The organism is Streptomyces fuscichromogenes (genome assembly GCF_014645815.1).
Lineage (GTDB): Bacteria > Actinomycetota > Actinomycetes > Streptomycetales > Streptomycetaceae > Streptomyces > Streptomyces fuscichromogenes.
The window spans coordinates 205,889-228,243 of sequence record NZ_BMML01000016.1 but is presented as its reverse complement, the minus strand read 5'-3'; the positions used below and the strand labels follow the sequence as shown (position 1 = coordinate 228,243).

At 74.3% G+C, this 22,355-nt stretch carries 12 protein-coding genes and 1 pseudogene; 3 read left to right on the top strand and 10 right to left on the bottom strand.

Annotated elements, in window-relative coordinates:
• The first annotated feature begins 707 nt into the window (after positions 1-707).
• Complete coding sequence (locus tag IEZ11_RS31340; protein WP_189266291.1) at positions 708-1,547, top strand: NADase-type glycan-binding domain-containing protein; 840 nt, start codon at positions 708-710, stop codon at positions 1,545-1,547.
• A gap of 13 nt (positions 1,548-1,560) precedes the next feature.
• Positions 1,561-1,995 carry a contractile injection system spike tip protein gene (locus IEZ11_RS31335; protein WP_189266290.1) on the top strand — a complete coding sequence of 145 codons (435 nt, stop codon included), beginning with the start codon at positions 1,561-1,563 and terminating at the stop codon, positions 1,993-1,995.
• A gap of 99 nt (positions 1,996-2,094) precedes the next feature.
• Here IEZ11_RS31335 and IEZ11_RS31330 read toward each other — a convergent pair whose 3' ends face one another.
• The 4 genes from IEZ11_RS31330 to IEZ11_RS31315 form a co-directional block, all read right to left on the bottom strand.
• Positions 2,095-2,922 (bottom strand): Pvc16 family protein, encoded by an 828-nt coding sequence (locus IEZ11_RS31330; protein ID WP_189266289.1) that lies wholly within the window; start codon positions 2,920-2,922, stop codon positions 2,095-2,097.
• A 91-nt stretch (positions 2,923-3,013) separates the two neighbouring features.
• Positions 3,014-3,814 (bottom strand): ferritin-like domain-containing protein, encoded by an 801-nt coding sequence (locus IEZ11_RS31325; protein ID WP_189266288.1) that lies wholly within the window; start codon positions 3,812-3,814, stop codon positions 3,014-3,016.
• Positions 3,811-4,452: a ferritin-like domain-containing protein gene (locus IEZ11_RS31320; protein ID WP_189266287.1), complete on the bottom strand. Its 642-nt coding sequence runs from the start codon at positions 4,450-4,452 to the stop codon at positions 3,811-3,813. The genes IEZ11_RS31325 and IEZ11_RS31320 overlap by 4 nt, the downstream gene beginning before the upstream one ends.
• The gene (locus IEZ11_RS31315) at positions 4,449-8,012 is read right to left on the bottom strand and encodes a putative Ig domain-containing protein (protein ID WP_189266286.1); all 3,564 of its coding nucleotides are present in this window, start codon (positions 8,010-8,012) and stop codon (positions 4,449-4,451) included. Before IEZ11_RS31315 ends, IEZ11_RS31320 begins: the two co-directional genes overlap by 4 nt.
• Positions 8,013-8,381: 369 nt before the next feature.
• On the opposite strand from IEZ11_RS31315, the gene IEZ11_RS31310 reads away from it, so the two are divergent.
• Complete coding sequence (locus tag IEZ11_RS31310) at positions 8,382-9,011, top strand: response regulator transcription factor (protein ID WP_229713466.1); 630 nt, start codon at positions 8,382-8,384, stop codon at positions 9,009-9,011.
• Positions 9,012-9,058: 47 nt separating this feature from the next.
• Here IEZ11_RS31310 and IEZ11_RS31305 read toward each other — a convergent pair whose 3' ends face one another.
• The 6 genes and pseudogenes from IEZ11_RS31305 to IEZ11_RS31280 form a co-directional block, all read right to left on the bottom strand.
• A complete protein-coding gene (locus IEZ11_RS31305; RefSeq protein WP_189266284.1) occupies positions 9,059-11,221 on the bottom strand; it encodes a helix-turn-helix domain-containing protein in 2,163 nt (720 codons plus the stop codon).
• Positions 11,222-12,468: 1,247 nt separating this feature from the next.
• Positions 12,469-13,072, bottom strand: a pseudogene (locus IEZ11_RS51220) (HD domain-containing protein).
• Positions 13,073-13,082: 10 nt separating this feature from the next.
• Positions 13,083-13,853, bottom strand: a complete 771-nt coding sequence (locus IEZ11_RS31295) for a DUF3592 domain-containing protein (RefSeq protein ID WP_189266282.1) — start codon at positions 13,851-13,853, stop codon at positions 13,083-13,085.
• Positions 13,854-13,912: 59 nt separating this feature from the next.
• Positions 13,913-20,596, bottom strand: a complete 6,684-nt coding sequence (locus IEZ11_RS31290; protein ID WP_189266281.1) for a type I polyketide synthase — start codon at positions 20,594-20,596, stop codon at positions 13,913-13,915.
• Between the two features lie 30 nt (positions 20,597-20,626).
• Positions 20,627-21,670, bottom strand: coding sequence for a ketoacyl-ACP synthase III family protein (locus IEZ11_RS31285; protein WP_189266280.1), 1,044 nt, complete (start codon positions 21,668-21,670; stop codon positions 20,627-20,629).
• Between the two features lie 22 nt (positions 21,671-21,692).
• Positions 21,693-22,355, bottom strand: a complete 663-nt coding sequence (locus IEZ11_RS31280; protein WP_268239936.1) for an HAD family hydrolase — start codon at positions 22,353-22,355, stop codon at positions 21,693-21,695.

The following is a 22,355-nucleotide window of genomic DNA, read 5'->3' as shown; positions in this document are numbered from 1 at the left end:
TCGCCGGTCCCAGGCCGGATTCCGCCGGCCCCGCCGGTACGGAACGGCAGGCCCCGCCGGCCGGGCCGCGAGGCCCTGCGGGAGCCCCGCCGCCACGCCCGGGTGCGCCCGCGGCACCGCGTCCCGGAGCCGCCGCGCCCCCGCCTCCGCCACCCCCCGCACCACGGCCGAGACCGACTGGCCCCACACCTCCGCCCCCGCCCCCGCCGACTCGGAGGAGCACGGCGTCGGCTGCGGCCCCTCCACCTCCGCCCCCGCCTCCATCGGCCCGAAAGAGCACACCGTCGGCTGCTCCGCCTCCCCCTCCGCCCCCGCCGCCTTCGGCTCGGAAGAGCGCGGCGGCGGCTGTTGCGCCCCCGCCCCCGCCCCCGCCTCCGTCGGCGTCGGCTCGGAAGAGCGCGGTTTCGGCTGCTGCCCCTCCACCGCCGCCCCCGCCCCCGCCCGCGTCGGCCCGGAAGACCACGGCGGCTTCGGTCGCACCACCACCACCACCGCCCGCCGACCGGCGTCGCGACGCCGCGGCTCTGGTAGCGCCCGTCGAGCATTCCGCGCCCGGAGCCGGGCCCGAGGCACGTGCGCCGCAGGCGCCGCCCGCCGGTCCCGCGCCCGCAGGTCCCGCCCCCGCCGGGGACGGAACCGCCCCGGCGCGGGCGCCTGAGGCGATTCGCGAACAGGCGCCGCAGATCGCGCGGGCCCGGGCGGTCGCGGTGACCAGGACCGCGCCGACCCGTCGGCTGCACCCGGGCGACCTGGTGTGCGGGGCGTGCGGCGAGGGCAATCCGAGCACCCGCAGCTTCTGCAGCCGCTGCGGCGCCTCGCTCGTCGAGGCGGCGAAGGTCAGGGAACCGTGGTGGCGAAGATTCGTACCCCGGCGCGGACCCCGCGTCGTCCAGCTCACTCCGGACGCGGGTGGCGGCCAGGCGGACGGCAACTCCGCCGCGCACCTCGCGAAGCCCGGCCTCGACCTGAAGTTCGTGCTCCGGCAGATCTACCGCAAGGGCCGTATCGGCATCGCGGTGGCCCTGCTCTGCGCCGGCACGCTCTACGGCACGTACCCGCCGTTCCAGCACGCGGTCGACGGCCGGGTACGCCGCCTGAAGACCGAGGCCACCGGCACGATCAGCCACGAGCTCTCGCCGATCCACGCCGTCAGCGTGACGGCGAACGTCTCGGCGCACGGACACCCCGCGCTGAACGCCGCGGACGAGGTGACCAACAGGTACTGGCTGGCGCCCTGGTCGACCTCGGCCGAGCCGGCCCTCACCTTCAGGTTCGAGCACCATGTGACGGTGCAGAAGATCATCCTGCGCTCGGGCGCCAGCGACGCCTACGTCCAGGACGGCAGACCCAGCGAACTGCGGCTGACGTACTCCAACGGCAAGTCCTTCACCATCGTCCCGAAGGACACCTCCCAGGACCAGACGTTCTCCGTCAGCCACGCGAACCTGGTCACCAGCATGCGGATGGAGGTGGGCGCGGTGTATCCGGGCAGCCACGGATCCACCGTGGCCATCGCCGAGATCGAGCTGTTCGGCTTCACGACGTGACAGGGGGGTGGGCGTGGCGGATTTCGTCATCAGGACCGGGGACCTGCTCGAAGTGACCATCCCGGAGCCCGCGGTCGTACCGGCCCTGGCGGCGCCGCTGCCACTGACCGGTTCGAGCACGAACGTGACCGTCGGCGGAATGCCCGTCTGCCTCCAGGGGGACGAACTGCCGATGGCACTGCGGGTGCCGCTGGTGTACACGGCACCGCCCTTCACCGTTCCCGGCACCGGCACCCTGACGCTCACGCTGCTGCCGGCGAACCTGACCCGGCGCACCACCAACGGCGGCAAGCCGATCCTGGTCGGGGGCGGCACGTTCACGGCCCTGTTCACGGTGGAGACGCCCGCCACCCAGCCGACTCCGGCCGGCCCGGTGCCCGACACGGTGCCGACGAAGCCGGGTACCGCGCGGTTCATCACCACCAACGCCTCGGTGACCGCGAGCTGAGGACGGGACGTACGGCGGCTCCGCCGGGCGCGGAGGGAGTGGCTGCGGAGGGAGTGGGTGCGGTGGGTGCGGCGGGGCGGGCGTACTCCGGCCGTGGGCCTACGACCCGTTTCCCGGCCGGGGTGCGGCCTGCAGGGGCTCGGTGATCGTGCGCCGCTCCCAGCGCCGCACGGTTCCCGCGGTCCCGGCCGGTGCCGGGCGGGACGGGGCCGCACCGGCCGTCACCGCACCGCCCCCGTTGTCCCCGCCGGTCGGGGCTGTCGGGCCCGTCGGACCCGTCGGGCCCGTCGGACCGGGCGTGGGCAACCGGCCCGCGCCGAGCACGATCTCGCGTGCCGGCGGTGCCAGGTCGGTGACCATGGGCGGCAGCACGGGAACCACCAGCTCCAGCGTCAGATGCGCGCGCGGCGCGATCCCGAGTCCCGGCCACAGGCCCTGCGCCGAGCGCCCCGGTTCGTCGCCCCCGCAGCGTACGAGGGGCGGGAGCCCGGCCTCGGCCAGGGCTCCCGCCAGATGGCCGCCCACGATGGTGTCCGTGTTCGTACAGGCGTCGATCAGCAGGCCGAGCAGGTCGTGCTCCTCGACGGCCCGCCGGGACGCCTCCTGCAACGCCTCCTGGGACGTCTCGTGGCCGGTGGCCGCCGGGCCCGCCCAGACGGTGACCGTGTAGGAGATCCGGTAGCGGCGCACCGCGGGCTGCCTGCCCACCAGCCGCCCGTCGGCATCGCGTACCTCCGACCATCCGGAGGGCGGCAGGTCCTGCCCGTCCCTGCGGATGTCGTAGAGGAACAGGCTGACGAACGGCTGCCCGGATCCCGGCCGCTCCCAGTCCGCGCGCGGCGCGTCGAACCTGACGCCGGTGCCCGGCGGCAGAACGCTCCCCAGCCAGTTCGCGAGCGAGAGATCCGCGTCCCGCAGCATGCTCATGGGTCTCCTTCGATGCCGGCCGGGCGGTGACGCACGCGTACTCAGGCCCGGGTGCGGGCAAGCCCCGCCCGACAGGGCCCGCGGCGAGCCGTCATACCGTCAGTTCCGTGGTCCGCAGCGCCCCGGCCGGGTCGAGGAAGCTCGCCACCGGGGACCGGCCGCCGAGCACATAGCCCAGCGTCGCGGCGTGCATCGCCTCGACCGGCGCGATCGTGGCGGCGGCGACGACGGCCGGCCCGGTGCCCGCCAGGCTCCCGGCCGCGGCCGTGTGGGTCTGTGCCGCACGGTGCTCCAGATCCTGCACCGCGGACACGATCTCGGCCACGCTCGACGCCGTCCGGATCGTGTCCATCAGCCGTGCGTGGTCCGAGAGCGGGACCCCGGTGACGGCCGGCCTGCGCGCCCCGCGCAGGATCGCGTTCCAGGTCGCGGCGTGCTGGGCATGGTGGGCCGCGGCGGTCCGCACGAACGCGGCCAGCGCGGGGACCGCCGGGCCGAACCTCCTGGCCCGCAGCGCCTCGTCGACGGCCTGGTAGGCGCGCACCGCCTGGTTCTCCAGCGCGGCGGCCAGGGCCACGGTCCGCAGGTCCCCGGAGTACGGCGACGACGCGTGGTGACCGCCGCCGGAGGCGTTCAGCGCGAGGCCGACACCGATCCCCGCCGCGCCCAGGGCGATCCCCGCGGCGCTCAGCACGACGGACCGCCGCGACGGTGGGCTCTTCGGCTTCGAGCCGTCCGGGCGACCGCCGTCCGCGAGCGTGTCGGACGACTGCGCGCCGGTCTCCTGCGCCTCGGCCCCCAGCGCGTCGGTCTCTTCCGTGTCGGACGGCTGTGCGTCGGTCCCCTCCGCGTCGGACGACTGCGCGTCCGTCCCGTGTCCGGTGCCGCTCATCGCACCGCTCCTTCGTTGATCGCGGAAGCGTTCCCGGTGGGGAACGCGGCATGCGGGATGCCGGCCGTGCCGGCCGCCGCCGGGACCGCCCGCACGGCGGCCCCGGTCGCGTGTGTCACGGCGCTGCCGCCGTCCGGCAGGGTGGGGAGGATCAGCAGCTCCGAACCGTGCTGCGCCTCGACCGACGCGACGCTCACGAACAGCGAGCGCAGGCGGCCGCCCTCGGCGAGGCTCGCGTACCGCGTGCAGGTCTGGGCGTTGATGCCTTCGAGTTCGATGAGCAGGCCGACCAGCGAGTCCGCGTCGGTCATGGCGGCCAGCCGCCGGCTCACGGTCGGGGCGTACCGCACGTCGGGGGCATGCTGCGGCGCCCCGCCGGCCTTGGCGACGGCCCGGTTGAACGTCTGCGCGTGCGCGATGTGGTGCGCCCGGTTGCGGGCCACGAGTTCCCGCAACCGCGCGTTCCCCCGCACCACGAAGGGCAGGCCCGCCGCGGTCGTGTAGGACTCGACGGCGAGGTTCTCCAGGGCCGCGGCCGTCTGGAGCACCAGGACGGCCAGCGGGGCCACCGACGGCACCGCCACGGCCGGTGACGCGGCAGGCGATCCGTTGGGTGATCCGCTGGGTGATCCGGTCATGCGGAGCCTCCACGGGTCGAACCCGCGCTGGAAGGAGTGGGGCTGGGGGTGGGGGCGGGCTGCGTCTGGATGGACTCGTCGAAGGTGGTCGTGATCGTGTTGGTGCTGTCCTTCGGGTCCGTGGACGTGACCGTCACGGTGAAGGTGTGCTTCTGGCCGTCGAGTTGGCCGAGGTTTCCGTTCACCGTCCCGGTGTCGGAGTCGATCGAGTCGCAGTCGGGCCCGGAGGTGTCGCAGGGCAGCGGCGAGGCGGTGAACGAGTACGAGCCGGCGCCGTACCCGCCGGACGGGCTTCCGACGGTCACGTCGAAGCTCGTCAGCGGGGAACCCCCGGTCTGGGTGTGGGTGTTCGTGTTGAACGTCACGTCCAGCGGTGGCACGGCGGCCGTCAGGTTCACCGTGGTCGTCACGGATTCGCCCAGGTCGTCGGTGATCTTCACCTGTTCTCCGGAGAAGTGGTTCGCGTCGCAGGTGATCTCCACGGATCCGGTGGACGGTTCGGTGGAGACGGGATTCCGGCAGGGACCGTCCGGGGTGGCGGTGAGCACGCCCGTCGAGGGGTCGATCGACATCCATTTCGGGGCGCCGTCGGCCAGGGCGAAGTGGTACGGCGCCACACCTTCGGCCGGCTGGACCGTCATCTGGGACGACGTGCCGATCGTGCCGCTCCAGGGGTAGGTGCTCTGAACGGTCAACGGGTTGACGACGGTGACGGAGACCCTGGTCTTCGCGGTCACCGTGTAGTCCGTGGCATCGCTCACCGTGATCGTGAACTGGTACGTCCCGGCACTGGCGGGCGACTGCGCGGTGCCGGTGACGGCCCCGGTGCCGCGGTCGAGCCGAAGGCCGTCCGGCAGTGCTCCCTCGGTCACCGACCAGCTGTACTTGCCGGAGCCGCCGATCACGTTGGTCGGCGAGAATCCCTTGTACGGGAACCCCAGGGCCGCCTCGGGGATGGTCGAGGGCTCCTGGAAGCCCAGGGGCAGGACGACCGTCAGCGAGAGCCGGGACAGGTTCGCGGTCTGGGGCGTGGGCCCCGAGTCGGACACGGAGATGTCGAGCGACGCGGTACCGGTGGACTCGGGTGTGCCGCTGATGACACCGGTGACCGGATTCAGGCTCAGGCCGTCCGGCAGGTCGCCCGAGGTCACGGACCAGGTGTACGGGGCCGTACCGCCGATCGCCATGAGGGTCTGCGAGTACGGCTGCCCGGTCAGCGCGTGCGGCAGCGACGTGGTGACGATCTGCAGCGAGGCCACCACCGTGATGGTCAGGGATCTGGTGGCGGTCAGCGGGGGCGCGCTCGAATCGGTCGCCTGCACACTGAACGGGAAGCTGCCGGTGGCGGTCGGCTTGCCGGTGATCAGGCCGTTCGGCGCGAGGTTCAGTCCCGGCGGCAGCGTGCCCGTCAGCGTCCACACGTACGTGGGGGAGCCGCCGGCCGCGGTCAGCTGGGTCCGGTAGTCCTTGCTGTAGGTCGCCTGGGGCATGCTCGACGTCGTGGCGGCGAAGCCGGTCACCACCTCGACGGTGAACGCCTGGGACACGGTGTGGGCGGGCTTGGCGGAGTCGGTGACGCGCACGGTGAACGTCGAGGAACCGTCCGCCTGCGGAGTCCCGCCGAGCACCCCGGACTTCGGGCTGAGCGTCAGCCCCCCGGGCAGCGAACCGGAGGAGACGGACCACGTGTACGGCTCGACGCCGCCGGAGGCGTTCATTGCCTGCGAGTACGACGTGTGGGTGACCCCGTCCGGCAGGCCCAGGGTGCCGATCGTCAGCGGTTTGGCGACCGTCAGGGTCAGGTGCTGGGTGGCCGTCTGGCCCGGCTTGGCCGAGTCCGTGACCTGGACGGTGACGCCGTAGGTACCGGCCTGTGCCGCGATGCCGGTGATCGCCCCGGAGTCCGGGTCGAGGCGCAGGCCGTGCGGGAACGTGCCCTGCCCCGGGGCGAGCGACCACTTGTAGGGGGCGGTCCCGCCGACGGCCTCCAGTGTCTGGGAGTACGCGGTGGCCGTGGTCGCCCCGGGCAGCGAGGAACTGTTCACGGCCAGCGAGCCGAGGGCGGTCAGCTTGAAGGTCCTGGTGGTGAACTGGGCGGGCGGTCCGGGGTCCGTCAGCCGTACGGTGAACCTGCTCGTCCCGGCGGTGGCCGGGGTGCCGGTGAGGGCGCCCGTCTGGGGCGAGAGCGAGAGCCCCGCCGGGAGCGACCCGGAACTGACCGACCAGGTGTAGGAGCCGGTGCCGCCGGTGGCGCCGAGGGACGCGGAGTAGGTCTTGCCGCGGGCCGCTTCCGGCAGCGTGGTCGTGGTGACCGACACCGGGCCGACCACGTTGACCGTCACGGAACCGGACAGCACCGCCGCGGCCGCGGCGCTCGCACCCGGCGTGCCCGCCGGGTCGGCACTCGGCGAGCCCGTGCCCGGGTCGGGCGACGCGCCCGCCGTGGCCGTGGACGCCGCCGAGGGAGCCCCCGAGGCAGTGGACGCCGTACCTCCGGCGCCGGTCGCGGTGATGATCGCCGTACCCGGACTGAGCGCGGTCACCACGCCGCGCTGCGAGACCTTGGCGACACGCGGGGCCGAGGAGGTCCACACGAGCTTGGGGTTCGAGCCGCTGCCGCCCGAGAAGGTGCCGGTCGCCGACTCGGTCGCACCGGTGACGACGGTCGGCGAGGCGATCTTCACGGCCAGTTCGGTGGGCGGCGCGGGTTTGGCGGACTTGGAGGGCTTGGCGGTCGCCATGGCCTTGGCCGCCGCCGACTTGGCGGAGCTGGCCGCGTTCTGCGCGTCCGCCGCCGCCGACGCGGCGGAGTGCGCCACGGGCTGGAGCACGGTCATCCACAGCGCGATGAGCAGGCCGCAGGCCACCACCGCGATCCCGAGCACGGGCAGCAGCCATTCGGGCAGCGTCTGCTTCTCCAGCATCACGCCCTCGGCCCTGGCCGCCTCACCCCGCTCCGGCAACGCGGAGACCTCGAACGGCAGCGTGCGGTTGGGCCCCCGCAGGAACGTCTTGCGCGGCACGGCCTTCAGGCGCACGAAGGTCGCCGTGCCCGGTCGCGCGACGAACACCGCGGGCTTCGTCTTGAAGCCCAGTCCGACCTCCGGGTCGAGCGCCTCGACCCGCACCTGCTCCGGCCGGTTGCCGCGGTTCTCCACGACCAGCCTGAACCGCGCCGAGCGTCGTCCCGTCGAGCTCTTGGGCACCAACTGCACGCCGAGGTCGCCGAATTCCGCGACCGTGACACTGCCCTCCTCGACGCACGAGCCCTCGGAGTCCTCGGTCGACATCGCGCGCAGCCCGAACCGCACCTCGCCCGGGGTCCGGGTGGCCGTTCGCGGCGGCCGGAAGAGGACGCGGACCTGTGTGACCTCGCCCGGCAGGAGGTTGGCCTGTGCGGGCTCGACGCTCGCCCACTCGGCGGCCTCGCCGAGCACGTCGAGCAGGACCCGGTCGACGACCATCCCGGTGTTCTCCACGCGCAGGAGGCACACGGCCTCCTCGCCCGGCACGACCTCGACCGCGTCGCTGCCGTCCTCGAAGACGACGGAAACTCCCATCGGCCCGGTCCCCCTCTTCGTTCCTCGTGCCACGTTCCTCGGGAAGCGCGCTGCCTACCCGTCCCGCTCGCCCCAGGTCAGCCGGACGAGCGCGCACGGCAGCGCGGCACGTGGCGCGGAGCGGCCGACCGTGCCGGAACAGACTGGCAGCGCGCACGGCCCGGCGCCTGCGTGATCGTGCAGCGAAAAGCGCAGCCAGGACGTGCGGCGGCACCCGCTCACGGCGGCGTGGCGCTGCCGCTCTCGGCGACCCCCGATGCACGACTAGGCACCGCCTAGGAGCTTCCCTAGTCGACATCCCCAGGCGGGATGTGTTCATTTTGTGAACGAGCCGCACAGGCGGCACACACTCGGAACCCGGAGGTCGTTTTGGAACGTCGGATACCGGTGTCGGTCTACGCGGACGACCCCATCACACGAGCGGGACTGGCGACCGAGCTGCGGCAGCGCGCCGAGCTCGAACTCGTCGACTCGTTACCCCGGGGCGGATCGGCCCAGGTGGTGGTGTTCGCGCTCGACGCGCTGACGGTGCCCGCCCTCGACGCGATCAGATCGGTGCGCTCGCGGGACGGGGCGCAGGCCGTGCTCGTCGTCTCCGCCCTGTCGGACGACGAGCTGCTGACCGTCGTCGAGTCCGGAGCCTGCGCGGTGCTGTGGCGGTGGGAGGCCACGGCGACCTCCCTCACCCAGGCGGTGATCAGGGCCGCCTCGGGCAACGCGGCCCTGCCCTCCGATCTGCTGACCCGTCTGCTCAAACAGGTGGGACGGCTCCAGCAGCACGTGCTGCGCCCCCAGGGGCTGACCCTGAGCGGACTCTCCGACCGCGAACGCCGGGTACTGCGGCTGGCGGCCGACGGCTTCGGCACCACCGAGATCGCGGGCGAACTCGCCTACTCGAAACGCACCGTGGCCAGCGTGCTGCACGACGTCACGGTCCGCTACCAGCTGCGGAACCGGACCCACGCGGTCGCGTTCGCCATCCGCGAGGGTCTGATCTGAGGACGTCACGGAGGCTCCGTCCCGGCGGCCGGTTCCGTGACGTGCGGCTACTCGATGTGATGACCCGTCAGCGCGTCCAGTTCGGCGCGGAGTTGACGGCGGGAGGCGATGCCGAGCTTGGTGAAGACGTTTCCCAGGTGGTACTCGATCGTCTTGGCGCTCACGAACAGGGCGCGCGCGATCTGCTGGTTGGTCAGTCCCTGGGCGGCGAGCTGCGCGATGCGGTACTCCTGCTGGGTCAGTTCGACGGCTGAGCGGGCGGCCGTCTCGGCACCCTCCTCCCCGCCGGCGGTGCCGGCCCCGGGGATGTGCGCGCCGGCCTCCTTCAGCTGTCTGAGGCACCGTTCCGCGAACGGCCGCGCACCGAGATCGACGTAGCGGCCGTGTGCCGACAGCAGCCACCTGATGGCCGGCCTTCGGCGCCGTGAGCCCAACAGCAGCCTGCCGTAGTCGTGTTCGAGCTGGGCGAGACTGAACGGCGAGTCCTCGTCCGCCGACTGCTCGGCAGCACCGGCCAGCAGCTCGGCCGCGGCGGCCGGATCGCCCTCGGCCGTGAGGATCCGGGCTTCGAGCCTGGCCATGACCGCCGTCGGGGGAGCGTCGGCCGCGATGGCGGTGCGCAACGAGGCGAGGGCGGTGCGCGCGGTGGCGAGCCGGCCGGTGTCGATCAGCGCCTCGATGTACAGGGGACGCCACAGCAACTGCTCCAGCGCGAACAGCCCCGGCTGCGCGGCCACGGGGGCGAGCACGGCCAGGACGCGACCGGGCTCGCCGCGTGCCTGGGCCAGCGTCGCCGCGGCCACCGCCGGGAACACCCCGTAGCGGGCCTGGCCCACCGTGCGCTGGTCGTCGGTCACGGAGTCCACCTGCTCGGCGGCCTCCTGCCAGTCGCCGCGCAGCGCGCTGATACCCGCCGCGAGCGAGGCGGCCGGGATGCCGTAGCGCCGGTCGTTGCGGGCCCCGGCCACCCGCATGCCCTCGTGGGCCTCACGCAACGCCGCCTGCCAGTCGCCGAGTTGGAACAGGGCGTAGCCGAGCAGGCCGTACGACAGCGGCAGCACCGGCCCGGCCGGGCCGTCGTGCGAACGCAGCACCCACTGGAGGTCGCCCAGGGCCTGGCTCGGTCTGCCGCTGTGCGCCAGCCACATGCCGCGCGCCCACCGCAGGATGCCGTGTCCGGGCCGGTCGGCCTCCGGCGCGCCGAGCTCGGGCGCGAGCAGCTCCAGCCGGCGAAGCGAGGCCTCCACCGAACGGTGGATCCTGCCGTACGCGTCCGCCGCGAACCACACCGACCACTCTCGGAACTCCTCCGGGAGCCCGTCCTGCGCCAGCAGGGACAGCGCGATCCGCTCCTCGGCGTCGAGGTGCCCGGTGTCCGCGTGCAGGGTCGCGGCCGCGAGTTCCACGGTCGCGCGCTCCACGAAGGGCCGGTCGCGGACGATTTCCCTGGCCTGGTCGAACAGCGCGTGGGCGGCCTCGTACCGGGCCTCGCGCGCGGCGAGCTGGCCGAGGAACAGATTGCGCGCCACGCTGGCTTCGAGAAGGGCGAGCCGTTCGCCGAGCGCCGCCGCCCAGCCGGCGGTGGGCATCTCCTGGCCCCACAGGGCCGCGACGAGCAGCCTGCGTTCCCGCTCGTCCCTGTCCACCGAGACGTCGGCGGACCACAGCAGGAGGGTTCCGGCCCGCTCGGTGTCTCCGGCCTTGTGGTAGCGCGTCGCCTCGTCCTCCAGCCGCGCGGCAAGCTCGGGATCGCGCCGGCGGGCGCCGAGCAGCGCGTGCTGGTGCCCGTGGACGCCGCTGACCTGCTCGGCCGAGGCGAGGTGCATGGCCCGGCGCAGGGATGTGGGCAGGTTCCAGTACACGACGGCGCGTAAGGACTCGGAGTTGATGCCGACCGGCTGGGCGAGGCTGCGCGGGAGCCAGGTGACGAACCCGGCCTCGATCAGGTCGTCGAGCGCGGCGCTGGGATCGGCCACGTGCGCGATGACGGCGAGGATCGGCAGGGGGGTCTCCTGGTTCACCACGGCCATCGCGGCCAGCAGACGCAGACTCGGCTCGGGCAACTCGTCGAGCGTGCGCGCGATCGCATGGTGCAGCGCCTCCTTGCGCGGCTCGGCGGGCGTCTCCTGCGCTCCGTGCGCGACCGCCGGCGCCGTACCGGGGCCGTCCGCCGCGGCCGCGGGCCGCGGGGCGGGAGAGGGACTGCTCATGCGATGGCCGGCTTTCGGATGCCGACCGGCGGAACGCGCATGGCGATATGTTCCTTTCGTGCGTGCTCATGACAAGCGTGCGGACCCGCCATGGCACCTTCGCGTCGGATGAGATCCAACGGCGTGGACCTTGAAAGGTCAACCTTATTGTCATAAGGGTCGGATCAAAAGGAGAACCAGGGGCGCGTCGGCAGACGATCGCGCGGCCCAGGGCGAAAAGGCGCGGCGGATATCGGCACGGTTCCCGGATCGGCTTCGGGCCCGACTTCGAGGCCGTTCTCCGGTGGCGGCGGCCGATGGCATTCGTGGTATCGCTCGAACTCCCTGCGGTCCGGCAGTTCCGCCGGGACGTGTCCGCGTGACGACGTGCGGCCGGATCGCGACGACCGTCGAACCCGCGCGGCCGTAACCGCCGTGCCACGGCTGGGGCACTCGGCGCGGTGACACACCCGGAACGCTCGATCGGCGCCCCGGAACATGGCCTGAATTCGCCCGCCGGCCATCGGGGCACCCGCGGCACGACACAGGAGCCGTCCGGCCCGCCGTCGGCCGCGCGCGTGCTCGGGCGGTGGGATCCAGGAGGCGACCGGAGTGGGTGGCCCGCCTCCTCGGGACCCGCGGCCTGTCCGTGGTGGGGCACATCGGTCACCGGGTGGCGGTGCTCCGTCGCGGCGACACCGTGCGGACCGGCGGCGCGGCCCGGATCGCCGAGCGGCAAGCGACTGTTGCCGACGGACCGCCCAGGTGGGCCCGGGGCGGGAACGGGGCGGGAACGTTGCGGAAAACCTCCGGGTGCCGGCGCACAGGGGGATTTCCCTTGCCGAGCGCGGTCAATTCCCCATGATGGACGGCAAGTCGTCGAGCAACGGCGTGACGGTGTGGCGGGAGAGGGAACCGTCCGCAAATACGAGGGGAATCCCTCATGGCGCATTTCGATCGGCTGTTGGCACGGGCGGCCGGACGGCGGGCCGAGTTCGGGGAGAAACGGCATCTCCCGCCGGACGCGAGCACCGAATTCAAGCGTGCGGGAATCCACCGGCCGGGCGTTCCGAAGCGTTGCGGCGGGACTTCCCCGCCACCCGCCGAATTCCTCCGGACCGGCGAGCGGATATCGGCGGCCGGGGGTTCGGCCGGCCGGGCCGCGAACCGCTGCTCCGTCACGGTCTGACCGGCCGCCCTCGCCGCCGGGCGGGAGTGGGAGTACGCGCACCGCCACCGACGCCGTGATGAGCTCCGTGGCGGCCGGGTCAGGTGCGCACCGGGAAGGCCGCCTGGAAAGCCAGACGGGGGGGCGGCGTCCGCACCGAGGCGGGTGAGCAGGTCGTCGAGCGCGAGGTACTCCTCCCAGGGCTCCCGTCGCGTCGCGTCCGCCAGCGCCGCGACGAGCCTGTCCTCCAGGCCGGGGACGCGCTTGTCCTTCCATATCTTGTCGGCCGTGCTGACGAGGAGATCCTCCGGTGTCACACCGGGGGCGTCCCAGTCGGCGTGGGTCGCGGCGAACCGGGCCAGTGCGGGGCCGAACCCGCGGCTCAGCAACAGGTCACGACCGGCCGCCTCGTGGGCCGAGCCGGGCCCGGCGAGTTCCGCGGGATGCAGGACCTTGCCCACGTCGTGGGTCGCCGCACCGAAGAGAACGCGGTCGCGGTCGACGGCCAGATCCGGATACCGGTCCCGCACCCAGTCCACCAGATCGACCGCGACGTCATGGACCGCCCGCAGGTGCGCCGCCAGCCGGGGCGGGGCGTTCAGCGAACGCAGCAACTCCGCCACGACCGGCGGCAGTGGCCGCAGCCGGGGCTCGCCCGGGGTGTCCAGGGCGCGTGCCAGAAGGTCCGTGGGCGTCGAGGTCATCCCGCGGACACTACTCCGGCGGGGCAGTACCGGGGGAGCCGTTTGCGGGCGCGGTCTCCGTCTGCCGCCGGGCGCGCACCACCTCGCCGACGGTGCCCGCCAGGAACCCTGCCGCGAGCAGCCCGCCCACGATCGCTCCCAGCCGGATTCCCTTGGCGTCGTCTCCGTCGAGGTAGGAGAGGTGACGGACCTCGGCGGGGTGCGCCGGGTCGAACACGACGGGTACGTACATGCCCGGCTGCGGGGAGTCGGCCGAGGTGCCCGGGATGTCGACACGGGCCTGTACGGGGCCGGTCGGTGTGCTGAAGCGGACGGTCACGGCGTTCACCCGGCCCTCCTCCGACCGGCCGCTGATCCTGATCACGGCCGCGTCGGTCCGCCGGCCGTGCTGCCGGAGGTCCGCCAGCAGCCGGTACTCCTTTCCGGCCTGCCATCCCATGCCCGCGGCGAAGACGGCGAACAGCAGGAAGGCCCCGACGGCCATGCGGACCCTGGCCCAGCGCGGGGCGAGCAGCCACGACTCCGGGCCGAGCCGCAGCAGGTCCGCCACGAGGCCGCCCGGCGAAGGAACGGCGGCCCCGCGGCGGACCCTGAGCAGCCCGAGGACACCGTTCACCGCGGTCAGCGCCGCCGTCCAGCCCAGGGCGTAGAGCCACAGATCCCCGAGCGGCCCGAACGCCCACCACACCACGATGGCGACGAGGGCCGCCGGCACCTCCCACCCGGAGGGAGCGGCGTACTCGTACCGGCCGCCGCTCGCAAAGGACCTGTGCCGATCCATCCGCGCCTCCACCCGTCACGAGAGGAGACTCGCCGGTCCGGGCTTTGGTTGTGGCGGTATCACCCCGGTCCTTCCGCGGTGCTCAGCTGGTCCGTGAGTTCGCTGAGCGTCGCCCGGCTGAGGATCCTGCCGATCGGCAGCAGGACCCCGTGCGAGCGGTGTACCTCCTGTCGGAGCTGGGCCGCCATCAGCGAGTCGAGTCCCTGACTGGTCAGGTCGCGGTCGGGGTCGAGATGCGCGGAGTCGACGCGCAGGATGGCGGCGACCTCGCCGAGGAACAGCCCGGCCCGGTCCACGACGGTCGCCACCACACCACCCGACTCCCACTCCGGAGCCGGAGCCGGAGCCGGAACCGGAGCCGCAACCGCCCCCGATCCCAGCCCCGCCCCCGATCCCAGCCCCGGCCCTGATCCCGATCCCGGCCCCGATCCCAGCCCCGGCCCTGATTCCGATCCCGATCCCGGTCCCAGCTCCGGTCCCGTTCCTGGTCCCAATCCCAGCCCCGGTCCCGATCCCGATCCCGGTCCCAGCTCCGGTCCCGATCCCGGCCCCGATCCCAACTCCGGTCCCGATCCCAGCCCCAGCCCCGGCCCCGGCCCCGGCCCCGGCCCCGGCCCCCATCCCAGTCCCGTTCCCGGCCCCGGCCTGTGTGGTGCGGGAGTATGTGGCGTGGGTGGGGCGTCGACGACGTCTCGCAGGAACGGGGAGGCCGCCGCGATCGGGTACGCGGCCCGCCATCGGGCCCAGTCCACCGGCATGACCACGGTGTCCGGGGCGCCCGTGGCCAGCAGGTGGTCCAGTACCTCGAACCCCGTGGCGGAGGTGAAACCGGTCATGCCCCGTGGGATCAGGTTCCGCCCGAGGTCGCTGCCCGCCCGTGCGGCCATGCCCCGGTCGGTCCAGAAACCCCAGTTCACCGCGAGCGCCCTGCGGCCCCGGCTGCGACGGCCGCGGGCGATCGCGTCGAGGCCCGCGTTGGCGGCGGCCCCCGCCGCGACCTGGGGCGAGGCCAGCAGGGCGTTCCCGGAGGAGAACAGCACGAAGTGGTCGAGGTCGTCCTCGAAGAGACGGTCGAGGACGCGGCCGCCCGCCAGCTTCGGCCGCAGCACCGCTTCCAGGTCCCGCAGGGTGGTGTCGCCGATCGGCTGGTACAGGAAGACACCGGCGGTGTGGAAGACGCCCCGGACCGGCGGGCGGCCCGCCGCGCGGCGGTTCTCCACCAGCCGCCGCATGGACCGCTCGTCCGCCGCGTCCACCGGCGCGTACTGCACCTCGACGTCCTGGCCGCGCAGTTCCGCCAACAGGGCCGCGATGTCACCCCCGGACGGCGACGCCGGACCGGGCAGCGAACGGCCGGTGAGCAGCAGATGCCGGGCGCCGCGCGCGACGAGCCAGCGGGCCAGCCCGGAGCCGATCCCCCCGGCGCCGCCGGTCACCAGATAGGTGGCGTCCGGCCGCATCCGGGTGGGCGCGGGCGCCGGTGGGTCCGCCGCCGGGGCGGTGCGCAGGTCCACGAGGAGCGTCCCGATACGCCGGGACTCGGACATGTCGGCGACCGCCGCGTCGACGGCGTCTGGCGGGCAGAACTCTGCGGGCAGGGGCGCGAGTTCACCGGCCGCGACCAGCCGCAGCAGGCGGCCGAGCAGCGCGCCGGTCGGCTCCGGGCGGTCACGGCACAGGGCGGCGATGTCGAGGACCCGGAAGGAGGCGTTGCGCGGCAGGCCGCCCAGCCCCGGCGGGCGGCCGTCCGCCGGACCCCGCCCGGCCAGTGCCACATAGCGCCCGTACGGGGCGAGCAGGCCGAGGTTCTGGTCGACGGCCGTCCCGGTCGGCGAGTCGAGGACGACGTCCATCCCCGCCCCCCGGGTCGCGTCCAGCAGCGGACCGGCGAAGTCGGCCCCGGAGTCGGCGACATGGGCGACACCCATGGCCCGTAACAGGGCCCGCAGCTTCCCGCTGCCCGCGGTGGCGTAGATCTCGGCGCCCCGCCACCGGGCCAGCTGGATCGCGGCGAGCCCCACATCACCGGTGGCGCCGTGGATCAGCACCCGTTCGCCGGTCCGGAGGGCGGCCGGTTCCATGAGGCCGTACCAGGCGGTGAGGTAGGGGACCGGGACGGTGGCGGCCGCCGCGAGCCCGAGGCCGTCGGGAACGCGGTGGGTCAGCCGATGATCCGCGAGGACCCGCGTGGCCGTTCCGGGCCGGGCGACCGCGACCACCTGGTCGCCCACGTGCAGTCCCCGCACGCCGGAACCGGTGGCCGTCACCACGCCCGCGGTCTCCCAGCCGGGCCGGCCGTCCACGTCCCTGTCCCCGTCCCGGCTCGGGCGGGCCCCGTCGGCCGGGGGCCCGTCGCGGAAGCCGACCCCGCCGTACGCCGCCGCGATCCGCACCTCACCGGCGGCCGGGGGCCGCGCCCCGGCCGCCGCGCGCCCCGGGCCGCCACGGCGGTCGTCGGCCGGACCGGTCCCGGTGACACCGTCGGCACCGGCCGCCGTCGATGCGCGGCGCAGCCGCAGGACGTACCGGGCGCCGGCCCGCAGCGCGATCTGGTCCTCGGCCGCGTCGTCGGCCGCGATCTCCCGGGCCAGTGCCTCCGCCTGCGCCGCACCGGCGTCCGCGGCGAGGTCGATGAGGATGTGCCGGACGGCGGACAGCTCGCTCGCCGCCGTACGCCCGAAGCCCCACACGGCGGACTGCTCCGGGTCCGGTGCCCCGTCCGTGTCCAGGACCGTCTCGGCGCCGCGGGTGACGAGCACGAGCCGGGGCGGCGGGCCGTCCCGGCGCGCCATGGACAGCGCCCGGTCCAGCAGCAGCGCGCTGCCGAGCCCCAGCGGCACCGCCCCCACCGGTCGCGACGCCCCCGTGCTCCACAGATGCACCACCGCGTCGACCCCCTCGGGGCGGTCGCGGCCCACCTCGTACAGCAGCCGGGCGTAGTCGTCGAGACGGGACGGGTCGATGCGGTACGTCCCGTCGCCGGTGCGCTCGTACCGCTCCCCGGGCCGTACGGCGATCCGCGCGCCGTGCGCCGGTTCGAGCCGCGGCCCGACCTCCTCGTCCTCGAACACCAGCCAGGCGCCGGCGGGTTCCGGCACGGCCGCGGGCGCGGGTACCGGTACGGCGGCCGGTGTCCACCGCGGCCGGTACAGCCAGCCGGTCGGCGGGCCGGGCTGTTCCCGGCGCAGCAGCCAGCGGATCCGCAGGCCGCGGAACTCGGCCAGCAGCCTGCCCTGTCCGTCGCGGACGGCGATGTCGCCGCTGAACGACTCGGCCGTCAGGTCGCGTTGCACCACATGGCTGTACAGGGTCCCGGTCAGCGGCCGGTACCGGCGGAACGCGTCGACGGAGCCCAGGACGAAGGCGTGCTGGTCACCGGGGACCGTGGTGTCGGGCAGGGTCGCCGCCAGCACCTGTCCGCAGGCGTCGAGGACCGCCGGATGGACGTGGTGCCGCTCGTACTCGGCGAGGCCGGCCGGGACGACGACCTCGGCCAGCGCCTCGTCGTCACCGCGCCACACCTGGCCGATGCCCCGGAAGACGCCGTGCCAGTCGTTGCCGCGGGCCGCGAACCGGCGGTAGAACTCGGCGCCGGTGAGGTGGTCGGGGACCCGTGCGGCTACCTGGCGGGGCGTGCCCTCCGGGACGCCGTCGGCGGGTGCGTCGGCGGGCGCCCGCCCGACCCGGCCGTGCGCGTGCCGGGTCCAGCCGGTGCCGTCGGCGGTGGCCACGTCGAAGTCCCACCGCGCTCCGGCCGGCCGCAGCGTCACCCGCAGCAGCGGCGGGGCCTCGGCGGTGCAGAAGAGCGCCTTGTCGTAGCGGACGTCGGTGACGACGACGTCGGTGACGCCGCCGCCGAAGGCCTCGGCCGCGGCCACCGCCGCCAGCTCCAGATACGCGGTGCCGGGCAGGATGACCAGGCCCTGCACCTGGTGGTCCAGGAGGTAGGCGTTGCGCTCCAGGTCGACGGGCCCCTCCCACCGGTGCACGCCGTCGTCGAGGACGGTGTGCGCGCCGAGCAGCGGGTGCCCGCCCGGGAGGTCCGGCGCGGCCGTGGCCGCGAGAGTCGTCCGCGGAACGCCCGTCCCGGCAGCCGGTTCCAGCCAGTGCTCGGTGCGCTGCCACGGATAGGCGGGCAGCCCCACGAAGGTGGCCGGCCCGTCGAACAGCGCACGGTGCCGCAGCGGGTATCCGGCCTGGTGGAGCTGTCCGACGGAGGTCAGCAGCGCGGTCAGGTCGTCGGTGTCGCGCAGCAGTGACGGCACCACCTGGTCGTCGGCGCGCTCCTCGGGCAGGCACTCCTTCACCGCCGCGCTGAGTACGGGGTGCGGGCTGATCTCGACGACGGCCGCCGCCTCGGCGCCGGCGGTCTCGGCGTCGACGGCCGCGTGGAAGCGGACCTCGTCGCGGAGGTTGCGCACCCAGTAGCCGGCGTTCAGCTCCTCGCCGGTCAGCAGCTCCCCGGTCACCGTCGAGCGCAGCGGCACCCGACCCCTGCGGGGCCGGACCGGTTCCAGGGCGGCGCGCAGCGCGTCCAGCAGCGGGTCGACCTGACTGCTGTGCGAGGCGACGTCCACCTTCACGATCCTGGCGAGGACGTCCCGCTCCGCCAGGTCGGCCAGCACCTTCTCCACCGCCTCGGTGCGGCCCGAGACGATGGTGCGCCGCGGGCCGTTGCTCACCGCGACGTCCACGTCCGGCACGTCGGCGAGTTCCCGGCGCACCTCGTCCGCGGGCAGGTCGACCGCGGCCATCGCCCCGGCGCCGGCGATCTCCCGGAGCAGGGCGCTGCGGCGGCAGATCACCGCCGCGCCGTCGGCCAGGGTGAGGGCGCCGGCGACGCAGGCGGCCGCGACCTCGCCCATGCTGTGCCCGATCACGACATCGGGCTCGACACCCCACGACCGCCAGAGCGCGGCCAGCGCCACCTCGGTCGCCCAGAGCAGCGGCTGCACCACGTCGATCGGCCAGGCCGCCTCGTCGTCACCGGCCAGCCGCTCGGCCACCGACCAGCCGCGCTCGGCACGCACATGCCGGTCGCACTCCTCGATCGCCTCCCGGAAGACCGCGGAGGTGCGCAGGAGCCCGCGTCCCATACCGGCCCACTGGGAGCCCTGGCCGGGGAACACGAAGACGGTCCTCCACCGGGCGCCGGACCTGGCGGCGACGATCGGCCGGCCCTTGCGCAGCTGCCGGACGACCTGGTCGTGGTCCCGGGCGAGCACGGTCATACGGTGCCGGTGATGGGCGCTGCGGGTCAGTGCGCTGAAGCTGACGTCGCGCAGCGGGTACCGGCGCCCCTCCCCGTCGGGTCCGAGGAAGTCGGCGTAGGAGTCCGCGAGTTCACGCAGCGCGGCGGGTGTCTGCGCGGACAGGGCGAGCAGGTACGGCCGCGGCTCGGCGGGCGGCGGCGGCACGGTCGCGGGGCGGTGCTCGCCGAGGACGACATGGGCGTTGGTGCCGGAGATGCCGAACGAGCTGACGGCGGCGTACCGCAGGGCGCCGTCCCGGCCCCAGTCGCGGACGGTCTGCGGTATCTCCAGCGCCATCCGGTCCCAGTCCACCGCGTCGGTCAGGCGGCCGCTGTGCAGACTGGGCGGGACGACGCCGTGCGCGACACACAGCGCCGCCCGGATGAGCGCCGCGATGCCGGCGGCCGCCTCGGTGTGGCCGATGTTCGTCTTCACGGAGCCGACCAGCACCGGGTCCGCGGCCGACCGGCCCGCGCCGCTGCCGTACACCGCGTCCACGCTGCGCAGTTCGATCGGGTCGCCGGTGGGCGTGCCGGTGCCGTGCGCCTCCACGAAGCCGACGGCCCGCGGGTCGACACCACCGCGCGCGCAGGCGTGCCGCATGGTGTCGATCTGGGCGCTCCGGGACGGGGTCATCAGGTATCCGCTGCTGCGGCCCTCGTTCTCGACCGCCGAGCCGTGGATGACCGCGTGGACGCGGTCGCCGTCGGCCTCGGCCCGCGCCAGCGGCTTGAGGACCACGACGCCGACGCCGTCGCTGCGGACGAAGCCGTCGGCGTCGGCCGCGCCGAACTTGCACCGGCCGTCCGCGGAGAGCATGTCCGCCTGCGAGAAGGTGATGCTCTCCTCCGGCGTCAGCACCAGGTTGACCCCCGCGGCCAGGGCGAGGGTCGCCTCCCCGGCGCGCAGCGCGGCACACGCCTGGTGCACGGCCACCAGCGACGACGAGCAGGCCGTGTCGACGGAGGTGCTCGGGCCGCGCAGATCGAAGAAGAACGACAGCCGGCCGGACAGCACGCTGCGGGACGTACCGGTGTTGGCGTAGATGTCCAGCGCCCCGGCGGCCCGCAGCAGGTCCCAGTACTCGGCGGTCCGCTGTCCGACGACCACCGCGGTCGGGCTGCCCGCGAGCCGCTCCGGCGTCAGGCCGGCGTCCCGCACGGCCGCCGCGGCGGTCTGCAGGAGCAGCCGCTGCTGGGGGTCCATGTGGCTCGCCTCGCGGCCGGACACCCCGAAGTAGTGGGCGTCGAAGCCCCGGATGCCGGGCAGGAAGCCGCCGCGGCGGCTGACGATCCGGCCGGGCGTCCGCGGCCGGGGGTCGTGGAACGCGTCGACCGGGAACCGGTCGGCGGGCACGTCCGCGGTGGCGTCCACCCCGTCGAGCTGCATCCGCCAGAACGCCGGGACGCCGTCCGCGCCGGGGAACTCGCACGCCATGCCCACGATGGCGATCGGCTGCCCGGCGGCCGGGTCCTGCTGCTGCGCCGTCACGCGGCTTCCTCCTGTCGGCATCGTCAACCCCTAGTTCCAGGACGGTGGTTCGGTGACGGTGAGGATCACGGCCACGGCCGACCAGCCCGGCGCGCCGCCGAAGAGCAGGACATGGTCGCCCGCGTCGAGCCGTCCGGTGCGCAGCAGATGGTCGAGGGCGATGAACTGGTCGCTGGACGAGGCGTGTCCGATCCCGCGGCCGAACTCCCACTGCGACCGGGAGACGTCCAGGCCCAGCGGGTCCATCATGCAGTTCCGGGTGGTCGCCTCGTCGCCGTTGGGCACCAGGACCCAGCGCAGGTCACCCACGCCGATGTCGGCCTCGGCCACGGCGGCGAGCGCCGTCTCGGAGCAGGCCCTCGCGATGCCGTCGGCGACGCTCGTACCCCCGACCTCCCGTACCCGCTCGTTGAACTGCTGGGCGCGCTCGACCGTGTCGATCCGCCGGCCCGTGGACCCGGTGGGCGGGAACAGCGGCTCGTCGCCGCGCGCCATCGCCTCGAACTCCGGATAGACCCGGGAGACGACCGCGTCGACGCGGGCGAATCCGGCGGTCGCACTGAGCACGACGGAGCTGGCCGCGTCGGCCGCGATCACGCCCATCGGACCGCTGTCCCACCGGTTGAACATGGGCGAGTTGAAGTTGTCCGCGGTGGTCAGCAGGATGTCCGGCCGGTCCTCCGGCTGGTACGACAGCAGCCCCGCGGCCAGCTCCACGCCGGTGAGCATGCTGTTGCACCCGTTGCGGATCTCGGTGCTGCCCGCCCCCGAGATGCCCAGCTCCCGCATGATGTACGCGGACGGCGACCACATCTCGGGCCCCTGGTAGAACGTCGAGCCGTGCAGCACCGTCCCGATCGCGGCGGCGCCGCCGGGGGAGCGGCCGAGGGCCGTCCGCGCGGCCCGTACGGCCATGTCGGGCGGCGGCTCCGCCCCGGCGACCAGCACGCCGCGCAGCCCGCTCTCGGCGAAGGCCGTGGCGTCGTACAGGCCCGCGGCGACCGCCTCGGACGCGGCATAGGCGGCCGGCAGCCAGCAACCGAGGCCGCTCAGGAACACGTTCGCCGGCTTCATGCCGGTCCCCGGCAGGGCTCGTTCATGTCGATGCGTCACTTTCTGTGCTGGATCGGAAGGGAACGGGGGTGTCCACCAGGTGTGCGAGCCGGGCGACGGTCAGCTCGGACAGGCTCCGCACCCGGACGGCCACCGGTTCGCGCGTCGGCGCGACCGAGACCGTCACGCACCCCGCGGCACGCCCCGCGCGGAGCCCGGCGGACGAGTCCTCGACGACCACGCAGCGCCCCGGTGCGACGCCGAGCCGGTCCGCGGCGGTGCGGTACGGCTCGGGATCCGGTTTCGGGCGCCGTACCTCGTCGCCCGCCAGGGTCACGGCGAACTCCGCCCGGCCGAGCGAGGGCAGGACCGCGTCCACCATCGCCCGGTACGAGGAGGAGACCAGCGCGCACGGAACGCCCGCCCGCCGCAGCGCCCCGAGCAGGCCGGCCGCTCCGGGGAGCGGGGCGACGCCGAGGCGCAGCCGGTCGAGCAGGCGGCCGCTGACGCGCGCGTACAGCTCCTGCGCGCTCATCGGCGACCGGGTGAGGCCGCCGAGCCGGGTCAGGTTCTCGGCGACGCTGCGCCCGCGCAGTTCCTCGGGCCGGATCGCGGCGGCCGGCACGCCCGCCGCGCCGAGTTCCGCCGACAGGGCGTCGTGCAGCAGCGGTTCGGTGTCGACGAGGGTGCCGTCCAGGTCGAACAG

Bases quoted from the DNA above. Each gene is read 5' to 3' on its own strand.
- IEZ11_RS31330 (WP_189266289.1), bottom strand. From the start codon at position 2,922: ATGAGCATGCTGCGGGACGCGGATCTCTCGCTCGCGAACTGGCTGGGG.
- IEZ11_RS31325 (WP_189266288.1), bottom strand. From the start codon at position 3,814: ATGAGCGGCACCGGACACGGGACGGACGCGCAGTCGTCCGACGCGGAG.
- IEZ11_RS31320 (WP_189266287.1), bottom strand. From the start codon at position 4,452: ATGACCGGATCACCCAGCGGATCACCCAACGGATCGCCTGCCGCGTCA.
- IEZ11_RS31315 (WP_189266286.1), bottom strand. From the start codon at position 8,012: ATGGGAGTTTCCGTCGTCTTCGAGGACGGCAGCGACGCGGTCGAGGTC.
- IEZ11_RS31305 (WP_189266284.1), bottom strand. From the start codon at position 11,221: ATGAGCAGTCCCTCTCCCGCCCCGCGGCCCGCGGCCGCGGCGGACGGC.
- IEZ11_RS31295 (WP_189266282.1), bottom strand. From the start codon at position 13,853: ATGGATCGGCACAGGTCCTTTGCGAGCGGCGGCCGGTACGAGTACGCC.
- IEZ11_RS31285 (WP_189266280.1), bottom strand. From the start codon at position 21,670: ATGAAGCCGGCGAACGTGTTCCTGAGCGGCCTCGGTTGCTGGCTGCCG.